The organism is Bradyrhizobium sp. URHD0069 (assembly GCF_000701345.1).
Taxonomy (GTDB): domain Bacteria; phylum Pseudomonadota; class Alphaproteobacteria; order Rhizobiales; family Xanthobacteraceae; genus Bradyrhizobium.
In genome coordinates this window covers 37,811-52,749 of sequence record NZ_JNIJ01000012.1, presented here as the reverse complement: position 1 = coordinate 52,749, position 14,939 = coordinate 37,811, and the positions used below count along the sequence as shown (strand labels likewise).

General features: G+C 61.3%; 14 protein-coding genes. 9 read left to right on the top strand and 5 right to left on the bottom strand.

The features are described 5' to 3' along the window. Nucleotides 1-17: 17 nt before the first annotated feature. The 6 genes from N554_RS0106840 (at nt 18) to N554_RS0106815 (ending at nt 5,214) form a co-directional block, all read left to right on the top strand. Nucleotides 18-1,760, top strand: a complete 1,743-nt coding sequence (locus tag N554_RS0106840) for an ArnT family glycosyltransferase (RefSeq protein WP_029582792.1) — start codon at nt 18-20, stop codon at nt 1,758-1,760. A gap of 1 nt (nt 1,761) precedes the next feature. Further along, nucleotides 1,762-2,607 carry a phosphatase PAP2 family protein gene (locus N554_RS0106835; RefSeq protein ID WP_029582791.1) on the top strand — a complete coding sequence of 282 codons (846 nt, stop codon included), beginning with the start codon at nt 1,762-1,764 and terminating at the stop codon, nt 2,605-2,607. A 57-nt stretch (nt 2,608-2,664) separates the two neighbouring features. After that, on the top strand, nt 2,665-3,429 hold the full coding sequence (locus tag N554_RS0106830) for a glycosyltransferase family 2 protein (protein ID WP_029582790.1): 765 nt from the start codon (nt 2,665-2,667) through the stop codon (nt 3,427-3,429). After that, nucleotides 3,422-3,754 carry a lipid-A-disaccharide synthase N-terminal domain-containing protein gene (locus tag N554_RS0106825; RefSeq protein WP_029582789.1) on the top strand — a complete coding sequence of 111 codons (333 nt, stop codon included), beginning with the start codon at nt 3,422-3,424 and terminating at the stop codon, nt 3,752-3,754. The genes N554_RS0106830 and N554_RS0106825 overlap by 8 nt, the downstream gene beginning before the upstream one ends. A 213-nt stretch (nt 3,755-3,967) precedes the next feature. Beyond that, nucleotides 3,968-4,213 (top strand): hypothetical protein, encoded by a 246-nt coding sequence (locus N554_RS42895; protein ID WP_029582788.1) that lies wholly within the window; start codon nt 3,968-3,970, stop codon nt 4,211-4,213. A 188-nt stretch (nt 4,214-4,401) separates the two neighbouring features. Then, nucleotides 4,402-5,214: a tetratricopeptide repeat protein gene (locus N554_RS0106815; RefSeq protein WP_029582787.1), complete on the top strand. Its 813-nt coding sequence runs from the start codon at nt 4,402-4,404 to the stop codon at nt 5,212-5,214. 48 nt (nt 5,215-5,262) lie between these two features. Here N554_RS0106815 and N554_RS0106810 read toward each other — a convergent pair whose 3' ends face one another. The 5 genes from N554_RS0106810 to metC all read right to left on the bottom strand — a co-directional run bounded on the left by N554_RS0106810 (nt 5,263) and on the right by metC (nt 10,836). Beyond that, the gene (locus tag N554_RS0106810; protein WP_029582786.1) at nt 5,263-6,543 is read right to left on the bottom strand and encodes an AAA family ATPase; all 1,281 of its coding nucleotides are present in this window, start codon (nt 6,541-6,543) and stop codon (nt 5,263-5,265) included. After that, the gene (locus N554_RS0106805; RefSeq protein WP_029582785.1) at nt 6,540-7,280 is read right to left on the bottom strand and encodes a CpaD family pilus assembly protein; all 741 of its coding nucleotides are present in this window, start codon (nt 7,278-7,280) and stop codon (nt 6,540-6,542) included. The genes N554_RS0106810 and N554_RS0106805 overlap by 4 nt, the downstream gene beginning before the upstream one ends. 38 nt (nt 7,281-7,318) lie before the next feature. Then, a complete protein-coding gene (locus N554_RS0106800; protein ID WP_081851159.1) occupies nt 7,319-8,758 on the bottom strand; it encodes a type II and III secretion system protein family protein in 1,440 nt (479 codons plus the stop codon). 50 nt (nt 8,759-8,808) lie between these two features. Then, entirely contained in the window at nt 8,809-9,072 is a 264-nt protein-coding gene (locus tag N554_RS0106795) for a CpaB family protein (RefSeq protein ID WP_029582783.1), read from the bottom strand. 570 nt (nt 9,073-9,642) lie between these two features. Beyond that, nucleotides 9,643-10,836: a cystathionine beta-lyase gene (metC, locus tag N554_RS0106790; protein WP_029582782.1), complete on the bottom strand. Its 1,194-nt coding sequence runs from the start codon at nt 10,834-10,836 to the stop codon at nt 9,643-9,645. Between the two features lie 329 nt (nt 10,837-11,165). Here metC and N554_RS0106785 point away from each other — a divergent pair, with 329 nt between their 5' ends. From N554_RS0106785 to N554_RS0106775, 3 genes are read left to right on the top strand one after another with little or no spacing between them, the layout of a single operon-like run. After that, nucleotides 11,166-12,182, top strand: coding sequence for an amino acid ABC transporter substrate-binding protein (locus N554_RS0106785; protein ID WP_029582781.1), 1,017 nt, complete (start codon nt 11,166-11,168; stop codon nt 12,180-12,182). 21 nt (nt 12,183-12,203) lie between these two features. Further along, nucleotides 12,204-13,406 (top strand): amino acid ABC transporter permease, encoded by a 1,203-nt coding sequence (locus N554_RS0106780; RefSeq protein ID WP_029582780.1) that lies wholly within the window; start codon nt 12,204-12,206, stop codon nt 13,404-13,406. Then, nucleotides 13,406-14,929 (top strand): amino acid ABC transporter permease, encoded by a 1,524-nt coding sequence (locus N554_RS0106775; RefSeq protein ID WP_029582779.1) that lies wholly within the window; start codon nt 13,406-13,408, stop codon nt 14,927-14,929. The genes N554_RS0106780 and N554_RS0106775 overlap by 1 nt, the downstream gene beginning before the upstream one ends. Nucleotides 14,930-14,939 lie beyond the last annotated feature (10 nt).

Genomic DNA, 14,939 nt, shown 5'->3' with positions numbered 1-14,939 from the left:
CGGCGTATGCGGAACCGATGGTCGAGACCTATGCCAGCCCCCGATTTGGAGCACCGCGCGAGCCGAAAAACCGGGCAAATCCGGGTAGCAGGCTCGCCGGAGTGCTCGATTTCGTCACGAGCAGCCATTTCCGGGCGGTCGCGTTCCTGACCCTCTGCGGTCTGTTGTTGTTCCTGCCGGGTTTTTTCAACATCCCGCCGATCGACCGCGACGAGGCGCGGTTCGCGCAGGCGACCAAACAAATGGTCGAGACCGGCGATTTCGTCGACATCCGTTTCCAGGACGAGGTGCGCTACAAGAAACCGGTAGGGGTGTACTGGCTGCAGGCAGCCGCGGTCGAAACCGCCTCCGCGTTGGGCTTGCCGCGGGCGCAAGTGCGCATTTGGCTCTATCGCGTTCCGTCCCTGATCGGTGCGATCGGCGCGGTGCTGCTGACCTACTGGACGGCGCTGGCGTTCGTGACGCGGCGCGGCGCGATACTCGCCGCGCTCATCCTGTGCAGTTCGGTGTTGCTCGGCGCTGAAGCTCGGCTCGCCAAGACCGATGCGATGTTGTTGCTCACGGTCGTCGCGGCGATGGGCGCGCTGGCGCGGGTATATCTGTCCTGGCAGCGGGGCGAAGATCCCGTGCATCCGCCATGGACATGGCCCGCGATTTTCTGGACGGCGCTGGCCGGCGGCATCCTGCTCAAGGGACCCTTGATCCTGATGTTCGTGGCGCTGACGATCGGCACACTCGCGATCCTCGATCGGTCCGCAACGTGGCTGTGGCGTCTGCGTCCGGTATGGGGCCTGATGTGGCTACTGGTGCTGGTGCTGCCCTGGTTTGTCGCGATCTTCTGGCGTGCCGGCGATACATTCTTCGCGGATTCGATCGGCGGCGACATGTTGAGCAAGCTGGGCGCGCAGGAATCCCACGGCGCGCCGCCTGGGCTTTATCTGCTGCTGTTCTGGGTGACATTCTGGCCCGGGGCGCCGCTGGCGGGAATGGCGGCGCCGGCGGTGTGGCGCGCGAGGCGGGAGCCCGGCGCGCAGTACCTGCTGGCGTGGCTGGTTCCTTCCTGGATCGTCTTCGAGATGGTGCTGACCAAGCTGCCGCATTATGTGCTGCCGCTCTATCCGGCGATCGCGATCCTGACGGTCGGCGCGCTCGAGCGCCGCGTGTTGTCGCGATCCTGGCTGATGCGTGGCGCAGCCTGGTGGTTTGTCATCCCGGCTCTGGCTTCAATCATCGCCGTCATCGGCGCGATTACGCTGACGCGTCAGCCGGTGTTTCTGGCGTGGCCCTTCGTGGCCGCGTCGCTCATTTTCGGACTGTTCGCGTGGTGGCTTTACGACGACAATCGCGCCGAACGCTCGCTGCTGAACGCGGTGGTCGCCGCGATGTTTTTGGCCGCGGCCATCTATGGCGTCGTGTTGCCGGCGCTGACCCGGTTATTCCCGAGCGCCGAGATAGCGCGCGCGCTGCGCAACGTCGTCTGCGTCGGACCGAAAGCCGCCGCAGCGGGGTTTCACGAGCCGAGTCTCGTGTTCATGACCGGCACCTCGACGCTGCTGACCGACGGATCGGGTGCCGCGGACTTTTTGGGCCAAGGCAGTTGCAGGTTCGCGCTCGTGGAGTCCCGCTCCGAACGTAGTTTTGCCCAGCGCGCCGAGGCCATCGGGCTGCGTTACAACGTCGCCACCCGCATCGACGGCTATAATATTTCGCAGGGCAAAGCGATTTCGATTGCGATCTTCCGCTCCGAGGGAACGGAGTAAGATGTCCTCTCAGAGCGGAACCGGCGTACAATCGAACTATCTCTCACGGTTTTTCACCCTGGTGGTGCTGTCGGTGACGCAACTCGTGCGGCCGCCATCGCACTCGCAGCGCGCGGAGGCGGCACGGAGAGCGGCACGCCACGTATGGCTCGCCACCGCAGGCATTGGCGTCGTCATCATCGCGATGATGTACATGCTGGATGTGCGAGAGATCGGCCTGATGCCGCCGCGCGGCACGGCGAGCCTCTGGCCGGTTCGCATCCTCACCGACTTCGGGAAATCCGCCTACGTGCTGTGGCTGTTGGCGGCGATGCTGTTCGTCGTTGCGCTTGCTTCTCCACGTTTGCACGGAGCCTCGCGATCCCTGCTGCTTGGCCTGGGCACACGGCTGCAATTTCTGTTTTTTGCCGTGCTGGTGCCGGTCCTCACTGGCGAAGTCCTCAAATGGATGGTGGGACGCGGCCGGCCTTTTGTCGGCGGTGAAGCCAACGCGTTCAAGTTCGCGCATTTCGATGGGAGCGAAGCCTATGCCAGCTTCCCTTCGGGTCATGCGATCACGAGCTTCGCCTTGGCTTTCGCGGTATCAGCGATTTGGCCTCGGGCCCGGATTGCGATGGCAGTATATGCTGTTCTGATCGCGCTCAGCCGCCTCGTGTTGCTGGCCCATCATCCCAGCGACGTGGTCGCGGGCGCATTGATCGGTGTGATCGGCGCAATGGCCGTTCGATACTGGTTCGCGGCACGCCGTCTGGGCTTCGCCATCCGCCGCGACGGCGCAATTGTGCCGCTGACCGGACCCTCGCTGGGCCGTTTCAAAAGGGTTGCCCGCGAGGCGTTCGCCCCATAAGAAGCGGACGCCGCAAAGCACTGGCACGGCGGTTCCGGGCGCAGGCCTACTCAAACCATGAGTGTCGAATTGCCTTCCTCTGACACAGCCGCTGTGGCCGTTTCTATCGTCGTTCCCGTGCGCAACGAAGCCGAGAACGTAAGTCCGCTGATCGCCGAGATCGTTGCTGCCCTCGACGGCCGATGGGCTTATGAAATCATCTACGTCAATGACGGCTCAACCGATGCGACCGCGGAGCGGCTTGCAGCTGTTATGAAGCAGCGCGCAAATCTGCGTCAGATCCGCCACGCGACATCGTCAGGTCAGTCGGCGGCGGTGCGCAGCGGGGTTCGCGCCGCGCGCGGCACGATCGTGGCGACGCTCGACGGCGACGGGCAAAACAATCCGGCATTCCTGCCGGATTTGATTTCGACGATCGAGAAAGGCGGCGACCGCGTCGGTCTTGCCGCCGGGCAAAGGGTCGGACGCAAGGACACCGGGTTTAAGAAGATTCAGTCGCGCATTGCCAACGGCGTGCGCAGCGCAATCCTGCGCGATGGCACCCGCGATACCGGCTGCGGCCTGAAGGCATTCCGACGCGAGGTATTCCTGATGATGCCCTATTTCGACGGGTTGCATCGCTTTCTGCCGGCGCTGATGCGCCGCGAAGGTTACGAGATCGCCTATGTCGACGTGATCGATCGGCCGCGCCGTTCCGGCGTGTCAAACTATGGGTTCTTTGATCGGCTGTGGATCGGGATCATGGATCTCGCAGGCGTATGGTGGCTGATCCGCCGCAAGCAGCCGACGCCTGTTGTGACCGAGGTGACGTGCCATGACTGAAATCTTCAACGCACTGGCCACCTATCTGCACGATGTCTTCGTCATCAAGTTCGATGGCTGGGTCGTCCTGGGATTCGTGGCGCAGGCGTTTTTCACCATGCGCTTTGTGGTGCAATGGATCGCCTCGGAGCGCGCGCGCAAGAGCGTGATCCCGGTGGCGTTCTGGTTCTTCTCGATTGGCGGCGGCGTATTGCTGTTGATTTACGCGCTGTATCGCAGGGACCCTGTATTCATCGCCGGCCAGGCATTCGGCCTCGTAGTCTACATTCGCAACCTGTATTTCATCATCGTCAACGGACGCCAGGCCTCGACAGCGGGCGACTGAGCGTTGCGCACCACTAAGTATCCGCTGCGGGATGGTTACTGCGGCATTTATAGCGATTCACGGCAATTCGAGATGTGTCTGCGGAATTAGATAAAAAGAATTCAAAAAGAAAGATACATTGCAACAGGTCCTGCTAGGCAGATTCCAACGATTCTTCTTTAAAAGCGGTCGGAATGGCGGAAGAACCATTATCGAACAAGGTGAAGGATCGACATGTTGGCGAATCGGCGTGGAAGTGAACGTCGTCTATGTAGAAGTATCGCGAGGATCCAATTCGGGACCGGCTCGTTGCCGCGCGACTGCTTGATCACGGACGTGTCGGAAGGCGGGGTGAAGGTAATCGCCGAATATCTCGACATTCCACGCGAGTTCACCATCATATTCTCAACAGGTCGCCCGCGCCAATGTCGGCTGGCATGGCGGATCGGTTGCGAATTGGGCGCTCAATTCATCGACTAGATCGAAAGGCCCCCGTCAAGGCATCGAGGCCGGTCAGCGCCCTTGGTCCATAAGCGCGAGGCCGGCCCCAACGATCTCGCTCAGGTCGCCCGTGACCGCAACCGGGGGCATACCGCCGGTTTAACCGGAACTTAGGGTTAACCTGCGAGCATTTTCTGGTCGGTCGCCCGACCAGAAGGTCAAAGTACATGCTCCAGCACTGTCGCTTCGCGAGACTTCTCGGATCCACAGCATTGTCCGCGATTTTGGTGTTGGGGCTGAGTAGCTGCCAGACCGCGGGCCCGTCGGATATCACGGGGTCGCTGGGTGAGAAAACCGAGGCAAGCGGCGCGGCCGACCCTCGGCGCGAGGTAGAGCTTTATCGCGATCGCTTTCGCGCTAACCCCAACGACGCCGTCACGGCGTTACAATACGGAAAGGCGCTGCGAGCCGCGGGGCAGCGGTCCCAGGCGGTCGCGGTGCTCGAACAGGCTACGATCGCTCACCCCAGTGACAAAACGCTTCTTGCTGGTTATGGGCGAGCGCTGGCGGACAATGCCAATTTCCAGCAAGCATTCGACGTCCTCAGCCGCGCCCATACCCCCGACGATCCCGATTGGCGGATCCTCTCGGCTCAAGGAACCGCACTCGATCAACTTGGCCGATACGACGAAGCGCGGCAATACTACGCGAGCGCGTTGAAAATTGTGCCCGAAGAACCCTCAGTGTTGTCCAATCTCGGTCTGTCGTACGTTCTTTCAAAAGATCTGGCCAAAGCGGAGGAGACTTTGCGCCGTGCGCAGAGCCGCCCGGATGCTGATCAACGCGTGCGTCTGAATTTGGCGTTGGTGGTTGGCCTGCAGGGCCGTCTTGCCGAGGCTGAAAGCATTGTGAAGGCCGATCGGCCGGCCGACGAAGCGGCGGCGAATGTCGCTTATCTGAGGCGAATATTGTCTCGGAAAGGGAATGCGCGTGCGGACGCGGCTAAAATGCCGGCGACAGCTATCGGGCGCCCTGATTGACCTTTGACGAATGGGCTTCGGGTTCAGTCGTCGGCGATCCCTTATGGCTTACGAACCGCCGGCGGTCTTTGCTCGCAACTTCTTGATGATAGGCGAGAGGAACGAAGCCCGCGGCTTTTTGGTTTCGCCACGGCCTGTCAACCGTTGCGCGATCTGCAGGAACATTTCAGTGGTGCGGTGTTTGGCGTTGATTTCCGCGATCATCTGACCGTTGTTGGCAGCTGCGCCGAACATTCGCGAATCGAACGGAATAGCCGCGATCGGCTGGCTCTCGATGGTCTTGGCGAATTCGCGCGCGGTGATTTCCGGGCGCTTCGGCATCCCGACCTGATTGAGACAATACAACGGCGGCCGGTCGTTGGGCCGCGACGCTTTCAAGATATTCAGCATGTTCTTGGTATTGCGTAGATTAGCGAGGTCCGGCTCGGCAACTATCAGAATGTCATCCGCCCCGACCAGAGCGCGCTTGGTCCATCCCGACCATTGGTGTGGAACGTCCAGCACGATGCAAGGCGTCGTCATGCGTAACGTATCGAAGATCGAATCGAAGGCGTCGTCGCCGAAGTCGTAGACCCGCTCGAGCGACGCCGGCGCCGACAGCAGGCTGAGGTGGTCCGTGCATTTCGCCAGCAAGCGTTCCATGACTGCGGTATCGAGCCGATCGGGCGAAAACACCGCATTGGCGATTCCCTGCAATGGATCCTGATTGTAGTCGAGGCCGGCGGTACCGAACGCGAGGTCGAGATCGATGACGACGGAATCCAGCGCGACATCGCGCGCGATCGCCCAGGCTACATTGTGCGCAACGGTGGATGAGCCGACGCCGCCTTTTGCGCCGACGATTGCGATGATCCGACCGACGGTTATTGCTTCCGACGCAGAGAACAAGCCGCAAATCGAGCGCACGACATCAAGGGTGTCGACCGGCCCGACTACGTAGTCGCTGACGCCACGACGCACCAGTTCGCGATAAGGCGCGACATCGTTGTCACTGCCGATCACGACGACGCGGGTGCCGGCATCGCACACGGTTGCGAGCTGATCGAGGCCGGCAAGGATATCGCTGCGGCCTTCGGTTTCCAGGATGATCACGTTCGGAGTAGGCACAGTGCGATAGGCTTCGATGGCGGCTGCCACGCCGCCCATTTGCACCGAGAGATGGGCCTTGCCGAGACGGCGGTCTTCGCCCGCCGATCGCACGGCGGCTCCGGTTTCCGCGGTTTCGCAAAAGGCCTGCACCGACACACGAGGTGCCGGAGCGATGTAATCGTCCGCGGGCGGTGCGATGTCCGGCTGCTCTTGGGGATTTTGGCGGGCGTGACTGATCATTTGCCTGTACTGCTGAGTTTGGCCTGGTCCGCTTCGGGATAGGTGGTCGTGGTCGACTCGCCTTTGCGATACTTCTCGAAAGCGGCCGTGCGCCGCGCCGTATAGGCGGGGGTTTCAGAGCGCGGCTGCACGAGGTCCGACGGGTTGTCGACCATCGCCGCCAGGTTGCGCTGGTTGGCGCAACCGAAATTGTGATACGGCTTGTTTTCGAAGTAGTTCTTGTTCTCGATCGAAGGTCCGAGATCTTCCGGCCACAGACCGCAGGGTCCGGCAACCGCCGCAATCCTTGGATAGCTCAGCCTGATCGTCGCGAGCGTTCGAGGGTCATTCGGACGGTAGTGACGCAGCTTAATTCCGCGTGGAGGTACGCCGCCCGCGGCAAGTAGCGCCTGAACTTCCCGGAAGGTAGCCCCCGCGGCGCGTGCATTCGGCGTGTCGACCGGCACATCGACCACAATCGCACCGGTGCCTTCGCGAACCCATGTCTGCGCCAGTCCAACGACGTCAGCGCGTTGTGAAGCGGACAGTCCGCCGCGTGCATGACCGACGAAAATGACGACTGAGCGGTCGGCTTCCTGAATCGCGATCGGATGACGCAGGCGGTAATCATTGGGGACACTCGCCGTCACGACTTCTCCACCCGTACTGGTGCACGCACCCAGCGCGGTTGAAAGGCCAACTATTGCGCTCAATAAGCGCAGGGTCCTAAGGCGATCGACCGGTATTCTGTTTATCATCGTTCTGTCCTCGTCCCGCATTGGTCGGGCGCTCCGCCTCAGTCAGTGATAAAGCCAAAGTTGCTCTGATAGCTGCCAACTGGTTCGACGGGGCCGGAAACGCCGTAAATCCGGCTGATCTGGGCCAGCAGTGTCGATTGGGCATCCGATGCAGGCGCAAAGCCGTCATCAGGACGCGACAACTCTTGCTGGGCAACCGCCCGAACGACATAGGGCGTCACGATGACCATCAGCTCGGTCTGGTTGTTGACGAAGTCCTGGCTCCTGAAAAGCTGCCCAAGAATCGGCACCCGGTCGATGCCGGGCATTCCGTTGACGGCTTGCTTGGTTTGCTCCTGGATCAGGCCTGCCATCGCCAAAGACCCGCCTGACGGAATTTCCAGCGTGGTTTCCGCGCGACGGGTCTTGATCGAAGGAATCGTCGTTCCACCGGCGCCGCCAGTCAAAGCGTTTTCGGCCGAGACTTCCGACACTTCGGTCATCACGCGCAGGCTGATCCGTCCTTCGGTCAGTACCACCGGCGTGAAGTTGAGCGAGATGCCGAATTTCTTGAAGGCGACCGTCTGGACGCAATTGCCGAGCGCGCCCCCTGTCGTCGTTTGGCAGGTCACGCCGGTCGGAATTGGAAACTCACCGCCCGAGATAAATGTCGCCGACTCGCCGGAGATCGCTGTCAGATTCGGCTCTGCCAGCGTCCGCACCACGCCAGCGCTCTCCATCGCGCGCAGGGTAGCGACGACCGAGGGGAGACCCTTGGTTAGGGCCGCTGCGCTCAAGTGGTTGTCAGGGACGAGCGGCGCATTGTTTGCAGTGAACGGATTACTATTGTTGAAATTGACCACGGCGGTGCCGTAATTCATGCTGGCACTGAGATCGACGCCGATCTGTTTGACGATGTCCCGCCGCACTTCCGCGACTGTGACCTTCAGCATCACCTGATCGCGGCTGCGGACCACGATGGAGTTGACGACCTTGTCGGCACCGCCCACCAGCCGCGCGGCGACATCGCCCGCCTGCTGGGCCTCGATCGGACTGGACACCGAGCCCGTCAGCATGACGCCGTCGCCGATGCCTTCGGCCTGAATTCCCGACGTAGGCAGCATTTGCCTCAGCGCGGCGCGCACGCCGTTGAGATCGCGCTTGACCGCGATGTCATAGGCTAAAATCTGCTGGCCTTCGGCATCGAAGAATACGACGTTGGTCTGACCGACCGCGGCGCCGATAATGTAGGCGCGCTGCGCGGAACGTATGACTGCGTTTGCAATCTTCGGATCGGCGACCAGCACGTCCTTGGCCTCACGCGGCAAATCGATCACGACGGATTTCCCAATGCCCAGCGCAAGGAAGCGAGTCTTAGTTTGTCCGCCAGCGACGGCTGGCGTCGCGTAGTCGCTCGCCACAACCGGCGTCAAAGCCGGAATAAGTGTCAGCGCAGCGACCGCCGAAAACGACAAGGCGCGGACCAGAAAGGTTCGCATCGCCAGCTGATTTTCCCCGCATTTCATAGCAAACGTCCCTTCAGTCACTTCTATGTCGTCGTCGGGCTGGAGACGCCGCGGCGAATAAAGCTGTTGTTTGCGGTCGCTGCCGGCCAGATCTGCCATTGCAGGGTCTCAGGTGCGACCGACCGGCCAAGGCCGATGTCGGACGTCGCAACGAGAGCGTCCACGGTCTGCCGCTGGGCAACCGGTGTGATCGGAGAAGGCTTGTTATCAGAGCCGCTCGCAAGATCTGCGGCAACGCTGCCGGCACTGAGGGCGATGGTCAGGACGACGATCCGTGCGGTATACATACGCTTTCACTATCTGCATTTACGCGCAATGCCTGGACTGCATGCGGTGACAGCCTCTCCTGCAAGCATGACTAAGCAGCAAAGGTATAAGCGAACTTGCGGGCAGACCGATTTTGCAGAGAGGAGGTCAGGGATTTATTCTCATGGTGAACGGAGTGTTATTGTCCGGAGCCAGCCCCGCAAATCTGCGTGCCCTGCGCTAGCTGATCCACAACGTCCCGATTCACGAGTAATGGCTTGGTTTGCGAAAATGCCTGAGCGTGAGGCGGTTTACCATCGTCAACGGACGGCAGGCATCCCGCTGGCGATGGATAGCGTTACTGCGGCGTGGGGTGCGCCGCGGGCGCGGGGCAGGGTGCCAAAATCGCTTTCCGCGCTCTGCCGGGCCGGCAGTTCGCCGGCTGCCTTGAGCACGGGATAAGCCAACGAGCAGATATGCGAGATTGATGGCGAAGGAAATGATCTCCATCGCCGGCTGTCTCTCGCGCTCGCCGAGGCTTCCGCGATTGAGCTTGGTCGGGTAGAGTTTGATCGCCCCGTCAAGGCCGTCGGAAGGCAGCCTCCCGCGCGCTATGCGGCATTGAATGCCGCGAACCCGCGCTCAAGATCGGCTTTGAGATCCTCGACATTCTCGAGGCCGATGTGGAGGCGCAGGGCCGGGCCGCCCGGGGCCCATTTGGTCGCCGTACGATAGGGCGCGCAGTCGAATGGGATGACGAGGCTCTCGAATCCGCCCCATGAATAGCCCATGCCGTATAGTTTCACGGCGTCGAGCAATGCATCGACGGCCTTCTGCGGCGCGGGTTTTAGAACGATACTGAACAGCCCGGATGCACCGGTGAAATCCCGTTTCCAGATCGCGTGGCCCGGATCGCTTTCCAGAGCAGGGTGTAACACCCTGATGACCTCCGGTCGCGTCGCGAGCCATCGCGCCATCTCGAGCCCGGATCGATAATGCTGTGCGAGCCGCACCGCGAGCGTGCGCAAACCGCGCAGCGCCAGGAACACATCGTCCGGACCTGCGCAAACGCCGAGCAGCCGGATCGCCTCGGCAACCATCGGCCACGCCTTGGCGTTCGCCGAGATGGTTCCGAACATGATGTCGGAATGTCCGCCGATATATTTGGTCGCCGCCTGCATGCTGATGTCGACGCCTTGATCGAGCGAGCGATGATATAGCGGCGTGGCCCAGGTGTTGTCGTCGATCACAAGCGCGCCGCGCGCATGCGCGACAGCGGAGATGGCCGGAATGTCGGGCATCTCGAAGGATTGCGATCCCGGCGCTTCGACCAGCACCGCCTTGGTGTTCGGCTTGAACAATTCGGCGACGCCGGCGCCGATCAAAGGATCGAAATAGGTGGTCTCGACGCCATAGCGGGCAAGCAGGCCATTACAAAAATTGCGGGACGGCCGGTAGGCGTTGTCGCAGACCAGCAGATGATCGCCGGCGTTCAGCACCGCGAGCAGCGTGGTGGCGATTGCCGACAGGCCGGAGGGCGCAAGACCGACGCCCGCGCATTGCGGGCCTTCGAGCGCCATCAGCGCCTCCTGCAGTGCCCTGGTGGTCGGCGTCCCGTGGCGGCCGTACTGGAACTCGCCGCGATGGGCATGCAGATCCTCGGCCGTCGGATAGAGCACGGTCGAGCCGTGGACGACCGGGGGATTGACGAATCCTTTCTGCCCCTTGGTGTCGCGGCCCGCAGTCGCCAGCGTGGTTTCTACCTTTGGCGGATTAGATCGTCCGTCGTCTCTTGAAAAACTCATGCGTCTGCCGCCACCAAAGACTTTTTCCACAGCCGCGATGCTTCTTCGACCGCCGGGCGGCGGGTTCGGGCTGGGTTGGTTAATAACAGGACACGGAAGCCGGCCGTCAACCCCTTGACCCGGCAGGCCAATCGTTCTGTGATGCTTGGGAGCTATTCTATCGCTGCACGTTGAGGGGCCTGCCGCGATCCCAAAGATCCATCGTTTGGCTGGACTGCGTGTTAAGCTACCCGTCGGGCTGGCGTTTGCAGCAGTGGATCACGGGGTTGGCCCATCGGCAGGCGCGATGATAAGCAAGACGTTCCCGGACGACCTTGAAAGGCTTTGCCATGAAACGCGTATCCCTGGTTTTTACCCTTGCTCTCGCTGCCGGTCTTTCGACCGAGGCCGCCACGGCGCAAACGCTCAAGACGGTCAAGGACCGCGGTATGTTATCCTGCGGGGTAAGCCAGGGCTTGCCGGGCTTCTCGACGCCCGACGACAAGGGCAACTGGACCGGACTGGACGTCGACGTCTGCCGCGCGATCGCCGCCGCGATCTTCAACGATGCGACCAAGGTCAAGTTTGTGCCGCTGTCCGCCAAGGATCGCTTCACGGCACTGCAGTCCGGGGAAATCGACGTGCTGTCGCGCAATACGACCTGGACGCTTTCCCGCGATACTTCGCTGGGCGCCAATTTTACCGGGGTGACCTATTATGACGGCCAAGGCTTCCTGGTGAAAAAATCGCTCAAAGTGAATTCCGCGCTGGAATTGAACAGCGCATCGGTCTGCGTGCAGACCGGCACCACGACAGAGCAGAACCTCGCCGACTACTTCAAAGGCAACAATATGAAGTATGAGGTGATCGCGTTCGGCACCGCGGACGAGACCGTCAAGGCTTACGAGTCCGGGCGCTGTGACGTCTTCACGTCCGACATTTCGCAGCTCTATGCCGAGCGTTTGAAGGTTTCAAAGCCAGCCGATCACGTTGTGCTTCCTGAGGTCATCTCAAAAGAGCCGCTCGGTCCGATGGTGCGCCATGGCGACGATCAATGGTTCGATATCGTGAAGTGGACGCTGTTTGCGATGGTTGGCGCTGAAGAACTCGGCGTTACCCAAAAGAACGTCGATGAGATGGCAAAATCGGACAAGCCCGAGCTCAAGCGGGCCTTCGGCACCGATGGCAATCTCGGCGAACAGCTCGGGCTGACCAAGGATTGGCTATCTCGGATCGTCAGGGCGGTCGGCAACTACGGCGAATCTTTCGATCGCAATGTCGGCGCCGGTTCGAAGCTCGGGATTGCCCGTGGACTCAATCAGCTCTGGAACAAGGGTGGAATTCAGTACGCCCCGCCAATCCGCTGATCGCAACCAGCGGCTGCGGCGATGACCGTCGAGCCCCGAAAACCACCGCCGCAGTTCGTCGCAAAATTGCGGCGTGCCCTCGGCGGCCGTGCGGGCTGGGGAGGATTTGTCCTCCAGATCTTGTTCGTCGCCGCGCTGGTCTGGATCGGCTATGAGATCGTCGCCAACGCCCGCGCCAACCTGCAGGCGCAGCGGATCACGTCCGGTTTCGGGTTTCTGAACAATACGGCGGGCTTTGACGTCAGCCAAAGCCTGATCCCGTATTCCGGATCCGACACTTATACCCGCGTGTTCCTGGTTGGTTTGCTCAACACGCTGTTGGTCTCGATCATCGGCATCTTCTTCGCCACCGTGATCGGTTTTCTCGTTGCGCTGGGCCGGCTGTCGCCGAACTGGCTGCTGTCGCGCATCTGCGGCGGCTATGTCGAGCTGATACGCAATTTGCCGCTGCTGTTCCAGATCCTGTTCTGGTATTTGGCGGTCCTCAGCACCCTGCCAAACCCGCGGCAAAGCATCTCGCTGTTCGGCAGCTTCTTTCTCTCGAACCGCGGGTTCGTAATTCCGAAGCCGATCGCCAATCCTGGCTTCGAGCCGTTCGTTTTCGCTATCCTGATTGCGCTCGCAGCCGCGTTACTGTTGCGGCGCTATGCGCGCCGGCAGCTGTTCGAGAGCGGCCGATTGGTAACTATCTGGCCTTACGTGGTGGGCTTGCTGATCGGGCTGCCGCTCGTGACCGCGCTGGTGTTTGGCGCGCCCGTTGCCTTTGAAGTTCCCGAGCTCAAGGGCTTCAATTTTTCCGGAGGCTCGCGCATCATCCCGGAGTTTGTGGCGCTGACGCTTGCGCTTTCCACCTATACGGCTGCCTTTATCGCGGAAATCGTGCGGGCCGGAATCCAGTCGGTACATAAGGGGCAGATGGAAGCCGGCTCATCGCTCGGGCTGCAGCGTGGTTCTGTGTTGCGATTGATCGTGGTGCCGCAGGCGATGCGGGTCATCCTGCCGCCGCTCACCAACCAGTATCTCAATCTCACCAAGAACTCGTCGCTGGCGGTGGCGATCGGATATCCCGACCTGTTCTCGGTGTTTGCGGGAACGACGCTGAGCCAGACCGGGCAGGCGATCGAGATCATCGCAATCACCATGGGCGTCTATCTCCTGATTTCGCTGGTGACCAGCGCGGTCATGAGCTTCTACGGATGGCGGCTTGGCCGGAGCATGGGTTAATGAGCGACATCACGGCTTCGTCTTTCGTCCGCCGGGACCTCGTTCCCGAGCGCGCCGCGCCGATCAAGACCACGGGCCTTGTCGGTTTCCTGCGCACGCGCCTGTTCAATTCGCCGACCAATATCCTGCTTACCATCGTCAGCGTGCTCTTGCTGTGGTTCACCGTCGTCCCGGCGGTGAAATTCCTGCTGCTCGATGCGGTCTGGACCGGTAAGGACCGCACCGCATGTCTTTCGGAGACTGCGGGACACGCCGTGGGCGCATGCTGGCCTTTTGTGCAGGCCAAATTCAGCCAGTTCATTTATGGTTTTTATCCAGAAGCCGAGCGATGGCGCGTCAACCTGACGTTCTTTCTCGCAGCGTTGTTGCTGCTGCCGCTGTTGATTCCGCGGCTGCCGGCCAAGGGCCTCAACGCCGGTCTGTTCTTCATTGCGCTTCCGGTGATCGCCTTCTTCCTGCTGCACGGCGGCGGGTTGGGCGGTTTCGGCGTCAGCTGGACGGCCGAACTGTTGTCAGGGTTCAATGACAGCATCGGCGACGGCGGTCAGAAGCTTGCGAGAGCAGGCGAGGCCACGGCAGTCGTCGGACCGCTGCTGTTGTTGTTGGGAAAGCTTATCGTCCTGCTCAGCACCGCCATTTCTTATGTGATTTGGCCGCTGACCTGGCTTCGCGATCAAATTCAGGCTTCGGTGCGCCCGGTATGGACTGATCTTGCCGCGACCGCCGCGATCATTTCGATCCTGCTGTTCGTCCTCAATGGCGGTATCCGCACCGGTTGGCGTTCGCTCATCGTCAGCCTCGCGACCTTTGCCGGCATCGGCATCGTAATTGCGGTCATGGCCCTGGACCGCGGTGGGTTGCCGGTCGTCGATACCAGGCTTTGGGGTGGCCTTCTGGTGACGCTTGTGGTCTCGGTTACCGGCATCGTCGCCTCGATGCCGGTCGGTATTGCGCTCGCCCTGGGCCGACGTTCGACGATACCGCTGATCCGCGTTTTTTCGGTGGCCTTCATCGAATTCTGGCGCGGCGTTCCCTTGATCACGGTGCTGTTTTTCGCAACCTACATGCTGCCGCTGTTCGTGCCGACGGGCTTCACGATGGATGGGCTGGTGCGCGCCTTGATCGGCATCGCGCTATTTGCCGGCGCTTATCAGGCCGAGGTGATCCGCGGCGGGCTGCAGGCGATCCCGCGCGGGCAGGGCGAGGCTGCGAGCGCGCTAGGCTTGTCCTATTGGAAGACGACAGGGCTGATCGTGATGCCGCAGGCCCTTCGCCACGTCATTCCCGGCCTGGTCAACAGCTTCATCGCCCTGTTCAAGGACACTTCCCTGGTGTCGATTGTCGCGCTGTTCGATCTGCTCGGACAGTTGCGCGCCGCATTCGCCGATCCGGTCTGGGCGACACCGTCGACATTGTTTACCGGCTTTGCCTTCACCGGACTGATCTACTTCGTCTTCTGTTTTGGAATGTCGCGCTATTCGCTGTTCGTCGAGAACAGGCTGAACGCGCACAGGCGGACCTGAGTGAAATCAT

Coding starts and splice junctions, on each gene's coding strand:
- N554_RS0106800 (WP_081851159.1), bottom strand. CDS start 8,758: ATGCGAACCTTTCTGGTCCGCGCCTTGTCGTTTTCGGCGGTCGCTGCG.
- N554_RS0106805 (WP_029582785.1), bottom strand. CDS start 7,280: ATGATAAACAGAATACCGGTCGATCGCCTTAGGACCCTGCGCTTATTG.
- N554_RS0106780 (WP_029582780.1), top strand. CDS start 12,204: ATGACCGTCGAGCCCCGAAAACCACCGCCGCAGTTCGTCGCAAAATTG.
- N554_RS0106810 (WP_029582786.1), bottom strand. CDS start 6,543: ATGATCAGTCACGCCCGCCAAAATCCCCAAGAGCAGCCGGACATCGCA.
- N554_RS0106815 (WP_029582787.1), top strand. CDS start 4,402: ATGCTCCAGCACTGTCGCTTCGCGAGACTTCTCGGATCCACAGCATTG.
- N554_RS0106775 (WP_029582779.1), top strand. CDS start 13,406: ATGAGCGACATCACGGCTTCGTCTTTCGTCCGCCGGGACCTCGTTCCC.
- N554_RS0106795 (WP_029582783.1), bottom strand. CDS start 9,072: ATGTATACCGCACGGATCGTCGTCCTGACCATCGCCCTCAGTGCCGGC.
- N554_RS0106825 (WP_029582789.1), top strand. CDS start 3,422: ATGACTGAAATCTTCAACGCACTGGCCACCTATCTGCACGATGTCTTC.
- N554_RS42895 (WP_029582788.1), top strand. CDS start 3,968: ATGTTGGCGAATCGGCGTGGAAGTGAACGTCGTCTATGTAGAAGTATC.
- N554_RS0106835 (WP_029582791.1), top strand. CDS start 1,762: ATGTCCTCTCAGAGCGGAACCGGCGTACAATCGAACTATCTCTCACGG.
- N554_RS0106840 (WP_029582792.1), top strand. CDS start 18: ATGGTCGAGACCTATGCCAGCCCCCGATTTGGAGCACCGCGCGAGCCG.
- N554_RS0106830 (WP_029582790.1), top strand. CDS start 2,665: ATGAGTGTCGAATTGCCTTCCTCTGACACAGCCGCTGTGGCCGTTTCT.
- N554_RS0106785 (WP_029582781.1), top strand. CDS start 11,166: ATGAAACGCGTATCCCTGGTTTTTACCCTTGCTCTCGCTGCCGGTCTT.
- metC (WP_029582782.1), bottom strand. CDS start 10,836: ATGAGTTTTTCAAGAGACGACGGACGATCTAATCCGCCAAAGGTAGAA.